Origin of the sequence: Streptomyces luteosporeus (assembly GCF_039532865.1) — a bacterium.
Taxonomy (GTDB): Bacteria; Actinomycetota; Actinomycetes; order Streptomycetales; family Streptomycetaceae; genus Streptomyces; species Streptomyces luteosporeus.
In genome coordinates this window covers 77,087-95,857 of record NZ_BAAASL010000020.1, presented here as the reverse complement: position 1 = coordinate 95,857, position 18,771 = coordinate 77,087, and the positions used below count along the sequence as shown (strand labels likewise).

Genomic DNA, 18,771 nt, shown 5'->3' with positions numbered 1-18,771 from the left:
GGCCACGATGGCAAGGCGTACGTGGGTCCCCGACGGGGCACTGGACCTCGGGGTGACGCTCGGTGTGCTCGGGCGGGGGCCCGGGGATCCGGCGTTCCGGGTGTGCCCCGACGGGACGCTGTGGCGGGCCAGCCGGACGCCCGAGGGGCCCGGCACGCTGTGCGTGGCCGCCCGCGGCGGGGCCGTGGAGGCCGAGGCGTGGGGGCCCGGGGGCGACTGGCTGCTCGACCGCCTGCCCGCGCTGCTCGGCGCGGACGACGATCCCTCCGCCTTCGTCCCCCGGCACCGGCTGGTGCACGAGGCGCACCGGCGCCACCCCGGGCTGCGGCTGGCCCGCACCGGGCTGGTGCTGGAGTCGCTGATCCCCTCGATCCTGGAGCAGAAGGTCACCAGCGACGAGGCGTACCGCGCCTGGCGGCTGCTGCTGCAGCGCTTCGGGGAGCCCGCGCCGGGGCCCTCGCCCCGGATGCGGGTGATGCCCGATCCGCGGGCGTGGGCGCTCGTGCCGTCCTGGGAGTGGCACAAGGCCGGGGTCGACGACAAGCGCTCGGCGACGATCGTGCGCGCGGCCCGGGCGGCCGCCCGCCTGGAGGAGGCGGCCGCGATGCCGGACGTTCAGGCCGCCGCCCGGTTGCAGGCCGTGCCCGGCATCGGCCCGTGGACGGCCGCCGAGACGCTGCAGCGCAGCAACGGCTCCCCCGACGCGGTGACCACCGGGGACCTGCACCTGCCGCGGATCGTGGGGTACGCCCTCACGGGGTTCCGCGGGGCGGACGATGCGGCGATGCTTCAGCTGCTGGAGCCGTACGCGGGGCAGCGGCACCGGGCGTGCCGGCTGATCCTGCTCAGCGGCGTCCGGCTGCCCCGGCGCGAGCCGCGCTTCTCCGTACGGGACTTCCGGGCGATCTAGGACCTGTCCGGCGGATCGGGCAGCGCCCCGCCAGGGGCGCGGGGCAGTGTCGATCTGCGGCTCCGCCGCGCGGGCGCGATCGGCCAGTGACGGCCTGCAGTCGACGTGCCATCCCGGGGGCCGGGCGCAGCACCGCACTCTGTCTGCGGGTGCGTTGTGGCTTGTCGCGCAGTTCCCCGCGCCCCTTCGGGGCGACCCGACCGAGTCACGCACCGTCCAGCTCGTCGATCGTGGCGATCGACGGGCCGCGCCGCGCGGACAGTTCGCGGGAGACCGCTTCCGCGTCGCGCAGCACCCGCACCGCGTTGCGCCACGTCAGCTTGGCCAGGTCGGTCTCGGACCAGCCGCGGCGCAGCAGCTCCGCGACGAGGTTGGGGTAGCCGGAGACGTCCGCCAGGCCCTCGGGGGTGAAGGCCGTGCCGTCGTAGTCGCCGCCGAGGCCGATGTGGTCGATGCCGGCGACCTCGCGCATGTGGTCGAGATGGTCGGCGACCGTCTCCACCGTGGCCAGGGGGCGCGGGTTCCTCTCCTCGAAGGCGCGGTGCACGGCCATGGCCGCGGGGGTGGTGTCGAGGTGGTGCAGGCCGTGGGCCCGCATGTTCTCGTCCGCCGCCTTCGTCCAGGCGACCGCCGCGGGCAGGACGAACTTCGGTACGAACGTCGCCATCGCCACGCCGCCGTTGGCGGGCAGGGCCGCCAACACGTCGTCGGGGATGTTGCGCGGGTGGTCGCACACGGCGCGGGCCGAGGAGTGCGAGAAGATCACCGGCGCCTCGCCGACCCGCAGCGCGTCGCGCATGGTGGTGGCGGCGACGTGCGAGAGGTCGACGAGCATGCCGAGGCGGTTCATCTCGCGGACGACCTCCTCGCCGAAGCGGGTGAGCCCGCCGGCGGCCGGTTCGTCGGTCGCGGAGTCCGCCCAGGGGACGTTGTCGTTGTGGGTGAGCGTCAGGTAGCGCACGCCGAGGCGGTGCAGGGCGCGCAGCGTGGCGAGGGAGCAGTTGATGCTGTGCCCGCCCTCGGCGCCCATCAGGCAGGCGATGCGCCCCTCGGCCCGGGCGGCCTCCATGTCGTCGGCGGTCAGCGCCGCGCGCAGCTGGTCCGGGTGGCGGTCGACGAGCCGGCGTACGACGTCGATCTGCTCCAGGGTGGCGCTGACCGCGTCGTCGCCGGACATGCCGGTGCGCACGTAGACCGACCAGAACTGCGCCCCGACCCCGCCGGCGCGCAGCCGGGGCAGGTCGGTGTGCAGGTGGGCGCTCTGGTCGGCGGCGATGTCCCGCCGGTCGAGGTCGTAGCGGACCTGCTCGCGCAGGGCCCAGGGCAGGTCGTTGTGGCCGTCCACGACGGGGTGGGCGGCGAGCAGCTCACGGGCGCGGGCGAGCGGGTCGGTCACGGCGCTCAGCTCCCGAAGCCGAAGCCGGCGGCGCCCTCGACCTTGGCGCGCAGCCGCCGGCCCTTCTCGGTGGCCTGCGCGTTGAGTTCCTGCTGGAAGGCGCTCATGCGCGTGCGCAGTGCGGCGTCGTGGGCGGCGAGCATGCGCACGGCCAGCAGGCCGGCGTTGCGGGCGCCGGCGACGGAGACGGTGGCGACGGGCACGCCGGCGGGCATCTGGACGATGGACAGCAGCGAGTCCATGCCGTCCAGGTACTTCAGCGGCACGGGCACGCCGATGACGGGCAGCGGGGTGACGGAGGCGAGCATGCCCGGCAGGTGGGCGGCGCCGCCGGCGCCGGCGATGATCGCCTTCAGGCCGCGGTCGGCGGCCTTCTCCCCGTACTCCACCATCTCGCGCGGCATGCGGTGGGCGGAGACGACGTCCACCTCGTGGGGGATCTCGAACTCGGACAGGGCCTGGGCGGCGGCTTCCATGACGGGCCAGTCGGAGTCCGAGCCCATGACGATGCCGACGAGGGGGGAGCTCGATGTCATTCGGTGATCGTTCCTCGCAGGTAGCCGGCGGCGTGGCGGGCGCGCTCGAGCACGTCGGCCAGGTCGTCGCCGTAGGTGTTGACGTGTCCGACCTTGCGGCCGGGCTTCACGTCCTTGCCGTACATGTGGATCTTCAGTCCGGGGTCGCGCGCCATGCAGTGCAGGTACGCGGAGTACATGTCGGGGTAGTCGCCGCCGAGCACGTTGGCCATGACCGTCCAGGGCGCGCGCGGGCGCGGGTCGCCCAGCGGCAGGTCGAGCACGGCCCGGACGTGGTTGGCGAACTGCGAGGTGATCGCGCCGTCCTGCGTCCAGTGGCCGGAGTTGTGCGGGCGCATCGCCAGCTCGTTGACCAGGACGCGGCCGTCGCGGGTCTCGAAGAGCTCCACGGCCAGGTGGCCGACGACGCCGAGCTCCGCCGCCACCTTCAGGGCGAGCTGCTGGGCGTGCGCGGACAGCTCGTCGGACAGGCCGGGCGCAGGGGCGATCACGGTGTCGCACACGCCGTCGACCTGGATGGACTCCACGACGGGGTAGGAGACGGCCTGGCCGTGCGGGGAGCGGACGACGTTGGCGGCGAGCTCGCGGACGAAGTCGACCTTCTCCTCGGCGAGGACGGGCACGCCCGCGCGGAACGGCTCCGCGGCCTGTTCGGCGTCGCGCACGACCCACACGCCCTTGCCGTCGTAGCCGCCGCGCACGGTCTTCAGGACGACGGGGAAGCCGTCGCCCTCCGCCGCGAACCGCTCGACGTCGGCCGGATCGGAGACGATCCGGTGCCGCGGACAGGGCACCCCGATCGCTGTGAGCTTCGCCCGCATCACGCCCTTGTCCTGGGCGTGCACGAGCGCGTCGGGGCCGGGGCGGACGGGGATGCCGTCCGCCTCCAGTGCCCTGAGGTGCTCGGTGGGGACGTGCTCGTGATCGAAGGTGATCACGTCGCAGCCTTGTGCGAACGCACGAAGGGTCTCCAGGTCGCGATAGTCGCCGACGACGACGTCGCCGGCCACTTGGGCCGCGGAGTCCTGCGGGGTGTCGCTGAGCAGCTTGAACCTGATGCCGAGGGGGATGCCCGCCTCGTGGGTCATACGGGCGAGCTGGCCGCCGCCGACCATGCCGACTACCGGGAACGTCACGCCCCCAGGGTATCCGTACGCACGAACCACCCCGGGACGGGCCCTGGAGGATCCTCCAAGACGGGTGGCCCTGCCGTCGCTCCGCGTTCACCCGGCTCGCGGGGACGCCCGCGGGAGCCGCTGGTTAGCATGAACGGCATGACTCAACGGCGCACAGTGCGTTCCCGGCTGGAGCGGCTGGCCCGCGAAATCGCGAAGTTCGGCGCCGTCGGCGCCATCGGATTCGTGGTCAACTTCGTCGTCTTCAACATCTGCGTGCACGGCTTCGGCCTCGCCGTCGTGCGCTCGGGCGTGATCGCGACAGCCGTGGCCATCGCCACGAACTACGTCGGCAACCGCTACTGGACCTACCGGGACACCGACAAGAACCGGCGCAGCCGGGAGATGGGCCTCTTCCTGCTCTTCAGCGGCGTCGGCCTGGTGATCGAGAACGGGATACTGGCCCTGACGCACTACGGGATGGGCCTGACCTCCCCGCTCGCCGACAACATCTCCAAGAACGTGATCGGCCTCGGCATCGGCACCGTCTTCCGCTTCTGGTCGTACCGCACCTGGGTCTTCCGCGCCCTGCCCGCGCGCGAGGCCGTGCAGACCGCGGAGTCCTTCCTCGCCTCGGCCCCGCCGCGGGTGCGCGCCGGCAAGTAGCCCCGCCCGCGGCCAGACCTCAGTCGTGCAGCTCGGCCTCGCGGCTGAGGAAGAGGGCGAACACCGGCGGCTGCTGCTGCAGCAGCTCCAGGCGCCCGCCGTCCGCCTCCGCCAGGTCGCGGGCGACCGCCAGCCCCAGTCCGGTGGAGTTGCGCCCGCTGACCGTCCGCTCGAAGACCCGCGCGCCCAGGTCGGGCGGCACGCCCGGGCCCTCGTCGAGGACCTCCACCACGGCCTGGTTGCCGGTCACCCGGGTGCGCAGCGCGACCGTGCCGTCGCCGTGCATCAGGGAGTTCTCGATCAGCGTCGCCAGCACCTGGGAGACCGCGCCGGGCGTGCCGACGGCCCGCAGGCCCTGCTTGCCGGAGCGCACGAGCGCCCGCCCGGCGGCCCGGGCGGCCGGGCGCCACTCCTCGATCTGCTGCTTGATGACCTCGTCGAGGTCGAAGGCCACCGCCGAACCGGTCTTCGGGTCGCGGGAGTTGGTCAGCAGCCGCTGGACGACGTCGGTGAGCCGCTCCACCTGGGTGAGGGCGATCGTCGCCTCCTCCTTGACCGTCTCCGGGTCGTCGGTGAGCGTGATCTCCTCCAGCCGCATGGACAGCGCGGTCAGCGGGGTGCGCAGCTGGTGCGAGGCGTCGGCGGCCAGGCGCCGCTCGGCGGTGAGCATGCGGGCGATGCGCTCGGCGCTGGCGTCGAGCACGTCGGCCACCCGGTCCAGCTCGGGCACCCCGTAGCGGCGGTGGCGCGGGCGCGGGTCGCCGGAGCCCAGCCGCTCGGCGGTCTCGGCGAGGTCGGTCAGGGGGGCGGTGAGCCGGTTGGCCTGGCGCACGGCGAGGAACACGGCGGCGACGACGGCGAGCAGGGCGACGGCGAGGATGACCAGCAGGGTGCGGCCGATCTCGCGGCTGACGGTGGCCCGCGACTCCTCGACGCGGACCGTCTCGCCCTGCTCGCCCTTCTGCGTGGCGGTGATGATCCCGCCCTCGGGGCGGTCGCCGATCTCGATGGCCTGCCGCCCGGGGATGTCGATGCGGGCGTAGCGCTCGGGGGTGATCTGCTCCTGCAGCACCCCCGATTCCACGCGCTCGCCGCCGAGCAGCCGGCTGTCGACGATGCTGACCAGGCGCACCGCCTCGGACTGCACGCTCTCCTGGGCGCTGTTCTCGATGGTGCGGGTCTCGACGATGACGAGCGAGATGCCGAAGACGGCGATCACGACGAGCACCACGGCGAGCGTCGAGTTGATCAGACGGCGGCGCACTGGCTGGACCGGCCCCCTGTCAGCTCTTCTCGAAGCGGAAGCCGACGCCGCGCACCGTGGCGATGTAGCGGGGGTTGGCGGCGTCGTCCCCGAGCTTCTTGCGCAGCCAGGAGATGTGCATGTCGAGGGTCTTGGTGGAGGACCACCAGGTGGTGTCCCACACCTCGCGCATGAGCTGGTCGCGGGTGACGACGCGGCCGGCGTCGCGCACCAGCACCCGCAGCAGGTCGAACTCCTTGGCCGTCAGCTGCAGTTCCTCCTCGCCCATCCAGGCGCGGTGGGACTCGACGTCGATGCGCACCCCGTGGGTGGCCGGCGGCTGCTGCTGGTTCTCGACGGTGCCGCGGCGCAGCAGGGCCCGTACGCGGGCCAGCAGCTCGGCCAGGCGGAAGGGCTTGGTGACGTAGTCGTCGGCGCCGGCGTCGAGGCCGACCACCGTGTCGACCTCGTCGGCGCGTGCGGTGAGCACCAGGACGGGGAAGCTGTGGCCCTCCGTGCGCAGTCTGCGGCAGACCTCGAGACCGTCCATGCCGGGCAGCCCGAGGTCGAGGACGAGCAGGTCCACCCCTCCCTGCAGGCCGGCGTCCAGTGCCGTGGGGCCGTCTTCGCGCACCTCCACCTCGTACCCTTCGCGGCGCAGAGCGCGTGCGAGCGGCTCCGAGATGGACGCGTCATCCTCGGCGAGCAGTACTCGGGTCATGGGGTGATGGTAGTCCGCTCGGGCGCACGTCAGAGGTGTACCGAGGGCTACCTAGGGCAACACTTCACCGAAAGTGCTATCACCTTCGATTGCGCGCTGACGGTTCCGGATTCGCCTGTGATACGCGTCTCAACGTCTTCCATGCCCCGGCGGGGTGTGCCGTATGGTGACGGGACGTCTAGTACTGCAGGGGGCTTTCGGAACGTAATCCACGCGCCGGAGGCCTCTGCGGTACGCGGGGCCGGTCCGCCGGCCCGGACGAACAGTGATCGACCTGTCGGCCGGGTCCCCGCGCGAAGGTGCGCGAGGGCGTGGATCCCGATGTACGGCCGTCCTGCGGCTTCTCCGACCGAGGAGCCGCACCCCAGGGGAGTGGGGGGTGGACGGCGTCAGTAGCCGGTGCCGGCCAACCCCCACCCGGGCGCGCGTCCTCCGGACCACCGCGCGTCCCGAGCACCCTAGGAATGACCATGGCGTCCAGCCTGACGAAGGACGCGGCCCAGCAGGAGACGACCTCTCCGGCGCGCGGCGGCATGACCTTCTTCGGCCACCCCTTCGGCCTGGCCCCGCTCTTCTTGACCGAGATGTGGGAGCGTTTCTCCTACTACGGCATGCGGGCCCTGCTCGTCGTCTACCTGATCTCCGGCGGCCCCGATGCCAAGCCCGGCAGCCAGGGCGGCGGTCTGGCGATGCCCGAGGCCAGCTCGGTGGCCATCTACTCCGTCTACGTCGCCATGGTGTACCTGCTCGCCATGCCCGGCGGCTGGTTCGGCGACCGTGTCTGGGGACCGCGCAAGACGGTCACCATCGCGGCCAGCGTCATCATGTCCGGCCACCTGCTGCTGGCGGTCCCGGGCAAGCCGACGTTCTTCGCCGGTCTCGCCCTGGTGGCGATCGGCTCGGGTCTGCTGAAGTCCAACATCTCGACGATGGTCGGCCACCTCTACGACGGCCCCCAGGACCCGCGTCGTGACGGCGGCTTCACGATCTTCTACATCGGCATCAACATCGGTGCCTTCGCCGCCCCGCTGGTCATCGGCACCGTCGGCCAGGAGGTCAACTGGCACCTGGGCTTCGGCATCGCCGCCGCCGGTATGGCGCTGGGTCTGCTGATCTTCCTGTGGGGCACCCGCCACCTGGACGCGAAGAGCAGCGTCGTGCCCAAGCCGCTGTCGGCCGAGGAGCGCAAGGCGACCCTCATGAAGGCCCTGCTGTGGCTGGGTGTCGCGGCCGCCTTCTACGGCGTGGTCGGTGGCACCGGTCACTTCACCCTCAACTGGGCGCTGATCCCGATCGCCCTGCTGGGCCTCATCGTGCCGATCACGGTCCTGGCGCGCATCAAGCGCGACAAGGAGCTCTCGGCCACCGAGCAGACCAAGGTCAGCGGCTACATCTGGTTCTTCGTCGCCGCCGCCGTGTTCTGGATGATCTTCGACCAGGCCGGTTCGACGATGTCGACCTTCGCCGAGAAGAAGACCACCGACAACGTCTTCGGCCTGCACTTCCCGTCCACCTGGTTCCAGTCGGTCAACCCGCTGTGGGTCATGGCGCTGGCCCCGGTCTTCGCCTGGCTGTGGGTCTGGCTGGCCAAGCGCGACCGCGAGCCGAGCACCACGGTGAAGTTCGCCATGGCGATGGTGGGCATCGGTGCCTCGTTCTTCGTCTTCGCCGTCCCGATGGGCATGGCCGAGGGCGGCCACACGGTCAGCCCCGCCTGGCTGCTGATGATCTACATGATCCAGACGATGGGCGAGCTGTGCCTCTCCCCCGTGGGTCTGTCGCTCACCACGAAGATGGCGCCGCAGAAGTACGCCAGCCAGATGCTGGGCGTGTGGTTCCTCGCCGTCACCGCCGGTGACTGCATCATGACCCTGCTGGCCACGGCGAAGGTGCCGCTGGACGGCGTCGGCGTGATCGTCGGCCAGGCCGCGGCCGCGACCCTCGCGGGCATCGCGGTGTGGGTCTCCCGCAAGAAGATCGAGGGTCTGATGGGCGACGTCCGCTGACGTTCCCCTCTCCCCGCACACGACGAAGGCCCCCGGCGCGCGAGCGCCGGGGGCCTTCGCGTCGTTGCGGGCCCCTCACCCCGGCCCCGCGGCCGGCGGCCCGGACCCGGGGGCGAACCAGGGCAGCGCGGGGGCCTCGCCGGGCGCCGGAGCGGGCGCCACGGGGCGCCGGGGGCGCAGCCGGTCGACGACCGCCATGCCGGCGCGGAAGAGCGCCAGGGGCACGACGGTGCCCAGCAGCACCCAGAACAGCGTCACGCCCCAGGGCCGGGGCACGTCCCAGGGCTGCTCGACCAGGAGCCGGCCGCCGTACTCCAGGGAGACCGCGTACGGCCCGTACGCGCCCGCCGCCAGCTCCACGTCCAGGGCGATCCGCTGCCGGGCACCCGGGGCCAGCGTGCCGCGCCAGGGCCGCTCCTCCCAGGTCGGGGCGAGGACGCCCCGGGCCACCCCGAGGCGGAAGCGCGGGTCCTTCACCGGCGCCGCACCGAGATCGGCGACGGTGACCACGAGGCGGCGTTTCGGCGGGGCGCCGAACCACGTCAGCAGCCCGCCGGAGCCCTCCAGACGGGCCTCCAGGACGCTCAGCCGCTCCTGCCCGCTCCCCTGCGGCAGCGGCGCCACCGGGTGGCCGGTGACGGTCAGCGGTGCGTCGGCGGCGGCCGCGGGGGCGGAGACGGTCGCCACGTGGACGACGCAGGGGCAGGGCACGGGCGGGGCGGCCACCGGCAGGCTGCCGCGGAAGGTGCCGTCGGAGGCGGTGGTCACGGCCCGGCCGTCGGCGTTGGCGCAGGCGTTGGTGCCGCCGGTCATGTTCTGCCCGCACAGCAGGAGCGTGAGCAGGGCGCTCGGCGGCCAGCCGGCGCCGGTGACCGTGACGGAGGCGCCCTTGGGCGCCGCGGCGCGGTCCAGGGCGGCCCGGGGGCCGTCGGCGGCCCGCCCGGCCGCCGGGTGCGCGAGGGCGAGCACGAGGGCGAGGAGCAGGACGAGCGCCGACCCCCGCATCCGTACGCCGGAGCCGCTCATGGACGCGCCCGGCGCCGGCCGGCCCGGCGCACGGCCCCCAGGACGGCCGCGGCGGCCGCCACGGCCCCCGCGGCCGCCAGGGACGGCCACAGCCACGGCAGGGGCACGTACGCGGCCGAGGCGGCGGCGTACGTGCCGTCGGCGGCCGTCGCCGTGACGCTCACCCGCAACCGGTCCAGGCGCGGCGCGCCGGGCCACTCCTCCGACAGCCGTGCGCTCGCGCCCGGCGCCAGGGAGGCGGGCGCCCGGGCGGCCGGCCGCCGCAGCACCTCGCCGAACAGGCCCTCGGCACGGATGGCCACCTTCGGGGCGAGGACGGTGCTGCCGCGGTTGACCACCTCGTACGCGATCACCGCGCCCCGGCCCGTACCGCCGACCCGGACGTGCTCGACCGACAGCGCGGAGAGGACAGGCCCCCGCACCCGTACGGTCACCGGCACCCGGACCACGCGGCCCTCGCCGCCGGCGACCACGGCGGCGGCGTGGTCGCCGGGCGGGGTGCCGGCGGGCACCGTCACCGTGAGCGGGACCTCGGCGCGGGTGCGGGCCGGGACGCCCACCCGGCCCGTGGCCAGGGCGATCCACCCGCCGGTGGCGTGCAGCTCGATCGTGCGGGGCCGGTCGCCGGGGTTGACGACGGAGAGCCGGTCGGCGAGGACGGCGCCCGCGGTGCCCTCCAGGTAGAAGGCGCCGCGGCCCGGCGCCGCCGCCGGCCGGTCCCCGGCCGAGGGCGCGGCCGTCCACAGGGGCCCGGCGTCGGCGCGGGCCGCGGCGGGCGCGAGCAGGGCGCTCAGCACGACGGCCGGCACGACGGGCAGCAGCAGGGCGGCGGCGGTGCGGTACGGCATGGGCGGCTCCCTGGGCCGGGCGGGGGCGTCAGCCGGCGGGGCGGCGCCGGCGGGTGAGCCAGAGGGTGCCGGCGATGCCGGTGAGCAGGACGGTGCCGCCGAGGGTGCCCAGGGCGAGGGCGGAGTCGTCGGGCCCGGTCTGCGGGAGCTGGCCGCCGCCGGTGGAGCCGCCTGTCGTGCCGCCGGTGGAGCCGCCCGTGGTCCCGCCGGTGCTGCCGCCGCCCGTGGACCCACCCGTCGAGCCGCCGGTGGAACCTCCGGTCGATCCGCCGGTCGACCCGCCCGTGGAGCCGCCGGTCGAGCCGCCGGTCGAGCCGCCGGTGCTGCCGCCCGGGGCCTTGACGTCCAGCGTCAGGGAGGGCTTCGGGTTGTTGGTGGGGGTGCAGGTGGTCGTGGTGCCCAGGGCCAGGATCGTGAGCGTGCCGGCCGTGAAGGTGACCTGACCGCTCTTCTTCGGCGTGTACGTCCCCGACAGATCACTGATCTTGATCGGGGTGTTGGCCGGGATCGGCTGGTCGTTGGGGGGTCCCGAGACGTCCAGGGTGCCGCTGTCCGCACCGCCCAGCTTGATCACGGCGCTCGGCTTCATGGCGCCCTTGCCCAGCTCGACGGGGCTGGAGGAGACGCCCTTCTGGAAGGTCATCGTGACCTTGTAGGCGTCCCCGCTCGGGACCGCCTTGATGTCGATGGGGGACACCGCGCTGCGGTCCCCGATGGGGGTCTTGCACTGGTAGTTGACGTCGACCGTGTCGGCGTGGGCGACGGGGGCGGTCAGCAGGGCCGTACCGCCGGCCAGTGCCGCCGCGAGCGCGAGCGCGCCCGCGCGGCGCACGGGACCGCGCACGGGATGACGTAATGCGTGGGACACCTGGGGTTCCCCTCTCGTCGGTGCCGGCAGCCGGGGCGACCCGGCAGAGCTGACGGCACATCAGATCGGAGGCCGAAGGTACGCCCGTGGCCGTGGAGAGGGAAGACGCGGAACGCGAAACGGCTGTGCCTGCCCGGCGGACCTTCGCCACGGTGCCCCATCTGCGGGCGCGCGGTGGCTTGTCGCGCCCGCGCGGCGGCAGCCTCACATCGACAACGCCCCGCGCCCCTGACGGGGCACCGTGGTCAGATGCGGTGCCCCGTCAGGGGCGCGGGGAACTGCGCGAACGGCCACAGACGGCCCGCAGTCGACGCGCCACCCCGAGACCCGGGCGCAGCACGGCACCCTGACGGGGCCGCCCGAACCGTCGGGTAGGGGCTAGGACGGCCCGGCCAGTTCGGCCCAGACGGTCTTGCCCACGCCGCCTTCCTGCCGGGTGACCCCCCAGTCGAGGCAGAGCCGCTGCACGATGAACATGCCGTGGCCGCCCGGCCGCCCCGCCCGGTGCGGGCTGCGCGGGGCCGGGGTGCCGGCGCCCAGGTCGCTGACCTCCAGCCGCACGACCTTGCCCGAACGGCTGACGCACAGCTCCTCGGGGCCGTCGGCGTGCAGGCAGGCGTTGGTGACGAGCTCGGAGACCACCAGCAGGACGTCCTCGGCCGCCGCCCGGTGGTCCGCCGTCGCCGCCGGCAGCCAGCCCCAGTCGTACAGGGCCTGCCGGGTGAAGTCGCGGGACAGCGGCACGGCGCCGCCGACCCCCACGAGGCGAAGCCGGCGGGCTGCCCGTGCGGCCGGCGCCGGGGAGCCGGCGGAAGCGGGGCCCCCCTGCTCCCGGCCCGGTCCGTCCGGCGGTGGGCACGCCCGGGTGGTGCTCATCAGCGCTTCACCTCACCGATTCACCTATACGTACACGAACATCTTCCACGGATTTCAGCTGTCTCCTGCCCGCCGGAATCGGAGGAACACCATCGGATTGCGGCGGGGCCCTGTGAGCAGGGCAACGGAACCAACGCGACCTCTTACTCGGCCAGGGCGGAGTCGAGCGTGTCGTGCACGGTGAAGACGGCCCCGGCGCCCGTGATCTCGAACACACGGGCGACGACGGGGGTCATGGCGGCGAGGTGGACGGAGCCGCCCGCGGCCTCCGCGATCATCCGGGCGGCGAGCAGGACGTTCAGTCCCGTGGAGTCGCAGAAGTCGAGCCGTGAGCAGTCGACCACGATGCGTGCACCACTGCGCCCGGCGCACTCCTCCAGGGGCTCGCGCAACAGCTCCGCCGTGTGGTGATCGAGCTCACCCGAAGGCGAGACGACCGTGCTGGCCCCCTGGCGCCGGACCTCCACATGCAGCCGGCCCCTGCTGGCGTTGCCGACCATCCCGCGATCCATGCGCTCCCCTTCGTGCCTTTGTCCTGTGCCCGCGTGGCGCTTGAAGAATCCCCACGGAACACTACGCCTTCCTTGCGCCAGTCCGGAAGCTGAACTTCCGCCAAAACTGGCGAATATGGACATAAGGGACTTGCCATCGAGAGGTGAAGACCGGTAGGGCTAGAGGGTCACATCCACCACGGACGGCTTCGGAGGCGCCGCAAACCGCAGCAAAGAGGTCACGGCACCGGCTGCCATATGCCGAGAATGATGGAGGAGACCATGTCACCCCGCCTCGACGAAAAGCATTCCGAGAGGGAAGCCACCTCGTCGACTACCCCCTTCGAGCACGATGAACCCGGCCGCGCCGGGCTCCCCGAGATCCCCCCGTACGACGAGGTGGACGCCGTCGACGCGCGCGCCCTTTCGAGGACGCTCTTCGCGCGTCTCGCCTCGCTCGAAGAGGGCACGCACGAATACGCGTACGTACGCAACACCCTCGTCGAACTCAACCTGGCCCTGGTGAAGTTCGCGGCCTCCCGGTTCCGCACCCGCAGCGAACCGATGGAGGACATCGTCCAGGTGGGCACCATCGGCCTCATCAAGGCCATCGACCGCTTCGAGCTCAGCCGCGGCGTCGAGTTCCCCACCTTCGCCATGCCGACCATCATCGGCGAGATCAAGCGGTTCTTCCGCGACACGAGCTGGTCGGTGCGCGTGCCCCGGCGGCTGCAGGAGCTGCGGCTCGACCTGGCCAAGGCCGGCGACGAACTCGCCCAGCAGCTCGACCGCTCGCCCACCGTCGGCGAACTCGCCGAACGGCTCGGCATCTCCGAGGACGAGGTCCTCGAAGGCATGGCCGCGAGCAACGCCTACACCGCGAGCTCCCTCGACGCCCAGTCGGAGGACGACGAGCCCGAGGGCGCGCTGTCCGACCGCATCGGCTACGAGGACCACGGGCTGGAGGGCATCGAGTACGTCGAGTCCCTCAAGCCCCTCATCGCCGAACTCCCGCCCCGCGACCGGCGGATACTCTCCCTGCGCTTCGTCGCCAACATGACGCAGTCGGAGATCGGTGAGGAGCTGGGCATCTCCCAGATGCACGTCTCGCGCCTGCTCTCGCGCACCCTCGTCAAGCTGCGCAGAGGGCTGCTGACGGAGGATTAGCGGCCCGCGGCGGTCACCACCGCTTCGTGTGCGTCGCACGGGAACCGATCGTCCCGTGCGGCGCACGCGGCGCGCCCGCGCGGCATAGCGTGGTCGTCATGACGAACAATGCGGTCAACAGCAACCCGTTCAACCTCCGGGTCATCGAGGAGTTCCGCAAGAACGAGGGCCGCGTCGGCGGCCCCTTCGCCGGCAGGAACCTGCTGCTGCTCACCACGCGCGGCGCCCGCAGCGGACTGCTGCGCACCACCCCGCTGGTGTACCTCCCCCACGAAGGGCACCTGGTCGTCTTCGCCTCCAACGGCGGCTCCCCCACCGCGCCCGGCTGGTACCACAACCTGATGGCCGCGCCCGAGGCCACCGTCGAGGTGGGCACCGAGCGCTACCCCGTACGCGCCCGGCTCCTGGAGGGGCCGCAGCGCGAGGAGGCATGGACCCTTCAGATAGCCGCCGACTCCTCCTTCGCCGACTTCAGGGAGCGGGCGGCACGCGCCGGTCGGGAGGTCCCCGTCGTGGCACTGGAGCGCACCACCGGCTGAACCCCGTCCTCGCCCCGCGGGCCGAGCGGGGCGAGGGCCAGCAGGAAGAGCAGGCCGCCGACCGGGAGCAGGTCCAAGGTGGCCGCCGTGACCACCACACCCGCCACCACGGCCGCCGGCCGCCACGGCGCGATCGCGCGCTGCGCCGCCAACTGCACGAGCAGCAGCACCAGTCCGACGTAGAAGAGCACCGGGCCGACGGTGTAGACGACGGGCATCACGCCCGGGACGCTCTGGACGTGCTCGAACAGGCGGTCCATGGTGGCCCGGTCGGCGGAGCAGTACGCGACGGCGAGGTCGACGGCCGCCTGCACGGCACCGGCGGCCGCACCGGCCAGCCCCACGACGGCGCCGGAGGCGGCCAGGGCGCGCGCCACCGGGCCCCGGCCCCGGGCCGCCCGGTCGCGCAGGTCGGCGAACACCGGGACGAACAGCAGCAGGCCCGCCAGCAGCGCCAGGTGCCCCAGCGACCAGTCCGGGCCCGGGCCGTGCCGGTCGTCGATCAGGCGCAGCAGGCCGTAGGCCACCATGCACAGCGGCCCGGCCGTGAACGCCGCCCGTCCCCACGTCGTGTTCCTCATGGGGAGGATCCTTGCCGCCCGGGGCGCCCCCGGCCTCCGGGAACGCCCCTGAGGTGACCCCGAGTCAGCCCCGAGGCGACCCGTGGACCACGGCGCCGCCGCGCCACACCGCCGAGACCAGGGGGACGCCCGGGCGGTAGGCGAGGTGGACGTGCGAGGGCGCGTCCAGCAGCGCCAGGTCGGCCCGGGCGCCCGGGGTCAGCCGGCCGATGTCGTCGCGGCGCAGGGCGGCCGCACCGCCGGCCGTGGCCGACCACAGGGCCTCGTCGGGGGTCATGCCCATGTCCCGCACCGCGAGCGCGATGCAGAACGGCATCGAACTGGTGAAGGACGACCCGGGGTTGCAGTCCGTGGACAGCGCGACCGTCACGCCCGCGTCCAGCAGCCGGCGCGCGTCGGGCCACTGGGCGCGGGTGGAGAACTCGGCACCCGGCAGGAGCGTGGCGACGGTAGTGCCGGACGCCAGCGCGTCGACGTCGGCGTCGCTCAGGTGGGTGCAGTGGTCGGCGGAGGCGGCACCGAGCTCGACGGCCAGCTGCACGCCGGGGCCGTGGCCGAGCTGGTTGGCGTGCACGCGCGGGACCAGGCCGCGCGCCGTCCCGGCGGTGAGCACCGCCCGCGCCTGGTCGCCGTCGAAGGCGCCCCGCTCGCAGAAGACGTCGACCCACCGGGCGTGCGGCGCGCACGCGTCGAGCATCTCGCCCGTGACGAGCTCGACGTAGCCCGCGGGGTCGTCGGCGAACTCCGGGGCGACGACGTGGGCGCCGAGGTAGGTGACCTCGTCCGTGTGGGCCGCGGCGATCCGCAGCGCACGCGCCTCGTCCGCGGTGGTCAGGCCGTACCCCGACTTGGTCTCCAGGGTGGTGGTGCCCTGACGCAGCGCCTCGTCGAGGTAGCGCAGGAGGTTGGCCTCCAGCTGCTCGTCGGTGGCGGCGCGGGTGGCGGCGACGGTGGTGCGGATGCCGCCGGCCGTGTAGCCGCGCCCGGACATGCGGGCGTTGAACTCGGCGGTGCGGTCGCCGGCGAAGACCAGGTGGGAGTGGGAGTCGACGAAACCGGGGACGACGGCCCGGCCGCCGGCGTCGACGGCGTTGTCAGTGGCGGGTGCTTTGCTTGACGCACCGATCCAGGCGACGCGGTCGCCGTCGACGACGACCGCCGCGTCCTGGACCAGGCCGAGGGGGCCTTCGCCGAGGGAGGGGTCGTTGGTGACGAGACTGCTGATGTTGATGATTGCCGTGCTCATGCTTGCTCCGGTCCTCGGCGTCAGCCGTACAGGGCGGCGATCGACTCGGCCAGGGTCCGCGGCACGTCGGGCACGAGCCGGTGCTCCCCGTCCCGTACGACGTGCCGGCCCCCCACCACCGTGTGCCGGACGTCCGCGGCGGTCGCCGCGAATACGGCCGTCTCGGCTCCCAGCAGCGCGGGCGGCCCGGCCGTACGGACCGAGTCCAGCGCGATCGTCGTGAAGTCCGCGAGCGCGCCCGCCCCGATCCGGCCGGCGTCGTCCCAGCCGAGCGAGGCGTGGCCGTCGGCGGTGGCGGCGCGCAGCAGGGCGGCCGCCGTCCAGTGACCACGGGTGCGGGTGCGCAGGCGCTCGTCGAGCTCCATGGCGCGGGCCTCTTCGAACAGGTCGATGACGGCGTGACTGTCGCTGCCCAGGGACAGGGGGCTGCCGGCCCGCTGGAGGGCGCCCGCCGGTCCGATGCCGTCGGCGAGGTCGCGTTCGGTGGTGGGGCACATGCACGTGCCCGTGCGCGAGCCGCCGAGGAGCGCGACGTCCTCGTCGGTGAGGTGCGTGGCGTGCACGGCCGTGGTGCGCGGGCCGAGGACACCGTGGTCGGCCAGCAGCCGGGTGGGGGTGCAGCCGTGCGCGGCGCGGCAGGCGTCGTTCTCGGCGGTCTGCTCGGACAGGTGCACGTGCAGCGGCGCCTCGTGCCGGGCGGCCCAGTCGGCGACGGTCGCCAGCTGACCGGCCGGCACGGCCCGCACGGAGTGCACGGCCGCGCCGATGCGCGCGTGCTCGGCGGGCTTGAGGCCGGCGGCCCGCTCGGCCCAGGCCTCGGCGGTGCCGTCGGAGAAGCGCAGCTGGTGCGCGGTGGGCGGCTCCCCGAAGCCGGAGGAGAGATAGGCGGTGTCGAGGAGGGTGATGCGGATGCCGGCCTCGGCCGCGGCGGCGATCAGGGCCTCGCCCATGGCGTTGGGCTCGGCGTAGCGGGTGCCGCCGGGGGCGTGGTGGAGGTAGTGGAACTCCCCGACGGAGGTGATGCCGGCGAGGGCCATCTCGGCGTAGACGGCACGGGCGAGGGCGAAGTAGCTGTCGGGCGTGAGCCGGTCGGCCACCCCGTACATCACCTCGCGCCACGTCCAGAAAGTCCCGCTGCCCACCTGGGTGCGGGCGCGCAGGGCGCGGTGGAAGGCGTGGCTGTGCGCGTTCGCCAGCCCCGGCAGGGTCAGGCCGCGCAGGGGCACCGCGCCCGGCGGCGGGGTCGGCACGGCCGTGCGCACGGCCGTGATGCGGCCGTCCGCGACCTCGATGACCACGCCGTCCTCGACCGCCGGGTCGAGCCACGCGTGCTCCGCCCAGTACGTCACCTGCACGCGAGCCCCTCCAGTACGTCGGCGAGTGCGGCCACCCCGGCCACGCAGTCGTCCTCGGCGGCCGTCTCGGCCGGCGAATGGGAGACACCGGTGGGGTTGCGCACGAACAGCATGGCCGTGGGCACGGCGGCCGACAGAATACCGGCGTCGTGACCGGCGCCCGTGGGCAGCACGGGCACGCCGCCCAGCAGCTTCGCCAGCTCGTCGCGCAGGCCGTGCGCGAACTCCACGACCGGCGTGAAGGACTCCCGCGTCACCGTCACCTCGACCCCGTCACGGGCCCCGCGCTCGGTCGCGGCCCGCTCGATCTCGGCGACCACGGCCGCCAGCGTCTCCTCGTCGGCGGCCCGCGAGTCCAGCCAGCCGCGCACCAGGGAGGCGATGGCGTTGACGCCGTTCGGCTCCACGGCGACCTTGCCGAACGTCGCCAGGGCACCCGCCAGGCGGGCCTTCTTCCGCGCGGCCAGCACGGTGTTGGCGTACGTCAGCATCGGGTCCCGGCGGTCCTCGATGCGGGTGGTACCGGCGTGGTTCGCCTCGCCCCGGAAGTCGAAGCGCCAGCGGCCGTGCGGCCAGATCGCCGACGCGACCCCCACGGCGTGCGGCGTGTCGGCCAGGGCCCGGCCCTGCTCGACGTGCAGCTCGACGAAGGCGCCGATGCGGGCGAGGCGCTCGGGGTCGGGGCCGATGGCGTCCGGGTCGTAGCCGGCGCGCTCCATCGCCTGCGGCAGGCTCACCCCGTCCGCGTCGCGCAGCTCGCGGGCCGCCTGCGGGGTCAGCTGGCCGGCGGTCAGCCGGGAGCCGACGCAGGCCAGCCCGAAGCGGGCGCCCTCCTCGTCGCCGAAGTTCACGACGGCCAGGGGGCGGGTGGGCGCCGCGCCGCGGGCCCGCAGCTCGTCGAGGGCGGCGAAGGACGACACGACGCCGAGGGGGCCGTCGAAGGCCCCACCGTCGGGGACGGAGTCCAGGTGCGACCCCGTCACGACGGCGTCGCCGGCGGCGGGGTCGCCGAGCCAGGCCCACTGGTTGCCGTTGCGGTCGACCTCGTAGGTCAGGCCCCGGCCCTCGGCCTGGGCGCGGAACCACTGACGGCAGTCGCCGTCGGCGCCGGTCCAGGCGAAGCGGCGGTAGCCGCCGCTCTCGGCGCTGCGCCCGATGGGCGCGAGATCGCGCCACATCTC

The 18,771-nt window shown here is 73.8% G+C and carries 19 protein-coding genes; 5 read left to right on the top strand and 14 right to left on the bottom strand.

The genetic code is table 11. The annotated features are described in order from the left end of the window. Nucleotides 1-7: 7 nt before the first annotated feature. Nucleotides 8-910 (top strand): DNA-3-methyladenine glycosylase family protein, encoded by a 903-nt coding sequence (locus ABD361_RS24080; protein ID WP_344437822.1) that lies wholly within the window; start codon nucleotides 8-10, stop codon nucleotides 908-910. A 205-nt stretch (nucleotides 911-1,115) separates the two neighbouring features. Here the strand turns inward: ABD361_RS24080 and ABD361_RS24075 are convergent, their stop codons facing one another. The 3 genes from ABD361_RS24075 to ABD361_RS24065 are packed head-to-tail and all read right to left on the bottom strand — an operon-like array spanning nucleotide 1,116 to nucleotide 3,957. Continuing rightward, complete coding sequence (locus ABD361_RS24075) at nucleotides 1,116-2,306, bottom strand: dipeptidase (protein WP_344437820.1); 1,191 nt, start codon at nucleotides 2,304-2,306, stop codon at nucleotides 1,116-1,118. 5 nt (nucleotides 2,307-2,311) lie between these two features. Further along, nucleotides 2,312-2,842: a 5-(carboxyamino)imidazole ribonucleotide mutase gene (gene purE, locus ABD361_RS24070; protein WP_344437818.1), complete on the bottom strand. Its 531-nt coding sequence runs from the start codon at nucleotides 2,840-2,842 to the stop codon at nucleotides 2,312-2,314. Continuing rightward, complete coding sequence (locus ABD361_RS24065; protein WP_425583308.1) at nucleotides 2,839-3,957, bottom strand: 5-(carboxyamino)imidazole ribonucleotide synthase; 1,119 nt, start codon at nucleotides 3,955-3,957, stop codon at nucleotides 2,839-2,841. The genes purE and ABD361_RS24065 overlap by 4 nt, the downstream gene beginning before the upstream one ends. 159 nt (nucleotides 3,958-4,116) lie before the next feature. Between ABD361_RS24065 and ABD361_RS24060 the strand changes: the two genes are divergently transcribed. Then, a complete protein-coding gene (locus tag ABD361_RS24060) occupies nucleotides 4,117-4,623 on the top strand; it encodes a GtrA family protein (protein WP_344437814.1) in 507 nt (168 codons plus the stop codon). Nucleotides 4,624-4,642: 19 nt separating this feature from the next. Here the strand turns inward: ABD361_RS24060 and ABD361_RS24055 are convergent, their stop codons facing one another. Next, nucleotides 4,643-5,887: an ATP-binding protein gene (locus ABD361_RS24055; protein WP_344437811.1), complete on the bottom strand. Its 1,245-nt coding sequence runs from the start codon at nucleotides 5,885-5,887 to the stop codon at nucleotides 4,643-4,645. A 19-nt stretch (nucleotides 5,888-5,906) separates the two neighbouring features. Next, nucleotides 5,907-6,587: a response regulator transcription factor gene (locus tag ABD361_RS24050; RefSeq protein ID WP_344437809.1), complete on the bottom strand. Its 681-nt coding sequence runs from the start codon at nucleotides 6,585-6,587 to the stop codon at nucleotides 5,907-5,909. A gap of 470 nt (nucleotides 6,588-7,057) precedes the next feature. Between ABD361_RS24050 and ABD361_RS24045 the strand changes: the two genes are divergently transcribed. Continuing rightward, a complete protein-coding gene (locus ABD361_RS24045) occupies nucleotides 7,058-8,593 on the top strand; it encodes a peptide MFS transporter (RefSeq protein WP_344437807.1) in 1,536 nt (511 codons plus the stop codon). A gap of 75 nt (nucleotides 8,594-8,668) precedes the next feature. Here the strand turns inward: ABD361_RS24045 and ABD361_RS24040 are convergent, their stop codons facing one another. From ABD361_RS24040 to ABD361_RS24020, 5 genes are all read right to left on the bottom strand, one after another. Further along, complete coding sequence (locus tag ABD361_RS24040) at nucleotides 8,669-9,619, bottom strand: hypothetical protein (RefSeq protein WP_344437805.1); 951 nt, start codon at nucleotides 9,617-9,619, stop codon at nucleotides 8,669-8,671. Then, entirely contained in the window at nucleotides 9,616-10,467 is an 852-nt protein-coding gene (locus tag ABD361_RS24035; protein ID WP_344437803.1) for a COG1470 family protein, read from the bottom strand. Before ABD361_RS24035 ends, ABD361_RS24040 begins: the two co-directional genes overlap by 4 nt. Before the next feature lie 28 nt (nucleotides 10,468-10,495). Beyond that, complete coding sequence (locus ABD361_RS24030; protein WP_344437801.1) at nucleotides 10,496-11,311, bottom strand: peptidase; 816 nt, start codon at nucleotides 11,309-11,311, stop codon at nucleotides 10,496-10,498. A 402-nt stretch (nucleotides 11,312-11,713) separates the two neighbouring features. Continuing rightward, complete coding sequence (locus ABD361_RS24025) at nucleotides 11,714-12,211, bottom strand: ATP-binding protein (RefSeq protein ID WP_344437799.1); 498 nt, start codon at nucleotides 12,209-12,211, stop codon at nucleotides 11,714-11,716. Nucleotides 12,212-12,354: 143 nt separating this feature from the next. Then, nucleotides 12,355-12,723, bottom strand: coding sequence for an STAS domain-containing protein (locus tag ABD361_RS24020; protein WP_344437797.1), 369 nt, complete (start codon nucleotides 12,721-12,723; stop codon nucleotides 12,355-12,357). Nucleotides 12,724-12,984: 261 nt separating this feature from the next. On the opposite strand from ABD361_RS24020, the gene ABD361_RS24015 reads away from it, so the two are divergent. After that, nucleotides 12,985-13,869: an RNA polymerase sigma factor SigF gene (locus tag ABD361_RS24015; protein ID WP_344437795.1), complete on the top strand. Its 885-nt coding sequence runs from the start codon at nucleotides 12,985-12,987 to the stop codon at nucleotides 13,867-13,869. Nucleotides 13,870-13,967: 98 nt separating this feature from the next. After that, nucleotides 13,968-14,408 (top strand): nitroreductase/quinone reductase family protein, encoded by a 441-nt coding sequence (locus tag ABD361_RS24010; RefSeq protein WP_344437793.1) that lies wholly within the window; start codon nucleotides 13,968-13,970, stop codon nucleotides 14,406-14,408. On the opposite strand, the gene ABD361_RS24005 is transcribed toward ABD361_RS24010, so the two are convergent. The 4 genes from ABD361_RS24005 to ABD361_RS23990 form a co-directional block, all read right to left on the bottom strand. Continuing rightward, entirely contained in the window at nucleotides 14,309-14,989 is a 681-nt protein-coding gene (locus ABD361_RS24005) for a hypothetical protein (RefSeq protein WP_344437791.1), read from the bottom strand. The two genes, ABD361_RS24010 and ABD361_RS24005, sit on opposite strands and share 100 nt — an antisense overlap. 64 nt (nucleotides 14,990-15,053) lie before the next feature. Next, nucleotides 15,054-16,235, bottom strand: coding sequence for an imidazolonepropionase (gene hutI, locus ABD361_RS24000; RefSeq protein WP_344437789.1), 1,182 nt, complete (start codon nucleotides 16,233-16,235; stop codon nucleotides 15,054-15,056). 20 nt (nucleotides 16,236-16,255) lie between these two features. Beyond that, on the bottom strand, nucleotides 16,256-17,590 hold the full coding sequence (locus tag ABD361_RS23995; protein ID WP_344437787.1) for a formimidoylglutamate deiminase: 1,335 nt from the start codon (nucleotides 17,588-17,590) through the stop codon (nucleotides 16,256-16,258). Further along, the gene (locus ABD361_RS23990) at nucleotides 17,581-18,768 is read right to left on the bottom strand and encodes an allantoate amidohydrolase (protein WP_344437885.1); all 1,188 of its coding nucleotides are present in this window, start codon (nucleotides 18,766-18,768) and stop codon (nucleotides 17,581-17,583) included. Before ABD361_RS23990 ends, ABD361_RS23995 begins: the two co-directional genes overlap by 10 nt. Between the last annotated feature and the right edge of the window lie 3 nt (nucleotides 18,769-18,771).

Excerpts from the sequence above, each read along its gene's own strand:
- ABD361_RS24080 (WP_344437822.1), top strand. The coding sequence starts at position 8 with ATGGCAAGGCGTACGTGGGTCCCCGACGGGGCACTGGACCTCGGGGTG.
- purE (WP_344437818.1), bottom strand. The coding sequence starts at position 2,842 with ATGACATCGAGCTCCCCCCTCGTCGGCATCGTCATGGGCTCGGACTCC.
- ABD361_RS24065 (WP_425583308.1), bottom strand. The coding sequence starts at position 3,957 with ATGGTCGGCGGCGGCCAGCTCGCCCGTATGACCCACGAGGCGGGCATC.
- ABD361_RS24060 (WP_344437814.1), top strand. The coding sequence starts at position 4,117 with ATGACTCAACGGCGCACAGTGCGTTCCCGGCTGGAGCGGCTGGCCCGC.
- ABD361_RS24050 (WP_344437809.1), bottom strand. The coding sequence starts at position 6,587 with ATGACCCGAGTACTGCTCGCCGAGGATGACGCGTCCATCTCGGAGCCG.
- ABD361_RS24045 (WP_344437807.1), top strand. The coding sequence starts at position 7,058 with ATGGCGTCCAGCCTGACGAAGGACGCGGCCCAGCAGGAGACGACCTCT.
- ABD361_RS24040 (WP_344437805.1), bottom strand. The coding sequence starts at position 9,619 with ATGAGCGGCTCCGGCGTACGGATGCGGGGGTCGGCGCTCGTCCTGCTC.
- ABD361_RS24035 (WP_344437803.1), bottom strand. The coding sequence starts at position 10,467 with ATGCCGTACCGCACCGCCGCCGCCCTGCTGCTGCCCGTCGTGCCGGCC.
- ABD361_RS24025 (WP_344437799.1), bottom strand. The coding sequence starts at position 12,211 with ATGAGCACCACCCGGGCGTGCCCACCGCCGGACGGACCGGGCCGGGAG.
- ABD361_RS24020 (WP_344437797.1), bottom strand. The coding sequence starts at position 12,723 with ATGGATCGCGGGATGGTCGGCAACGCCAGCAGGGGCCGGCTGCATGTG.
- ABD361_RS24015 (WP_344437795.1), top strand. The coding sequence starts at position 12,985 with ATGTCACCCCGCCTCGACGAAAAGCATTCCGAGAGGGAAGCCACCTCG.
- ABD361_RS24010 (WP_344437793.1), top strand. The coding sequence starts at position 13,968 with ATGACGAACAATGCGGTCAACAGCAACCCGTTCAACCTCCGGGTCATC.
- ABD361_RS24005 (WP_344437791.1), bottom strand. The coding sequence starts at position 14,989 with ATGAGGAACACGACGTGGGGACGGGCGGCGTTCACGGCCGGGCCGCTG.
- hutI (WP_344437789.1), bottom strand. The coding sequence starts at position 16,235 with ATGAGCACGGCAATCATCAACATCAGCAGTCTCGTCACCAACGACCCC.
- ABD361_RS23990 (WP_344437885.1), bottom strand. The coding sequence starts at position 18,768 with ATGTGGCGCGATCTCGCGCCCATCGGGCGCAGCGCCGAGAGCGGCGGC.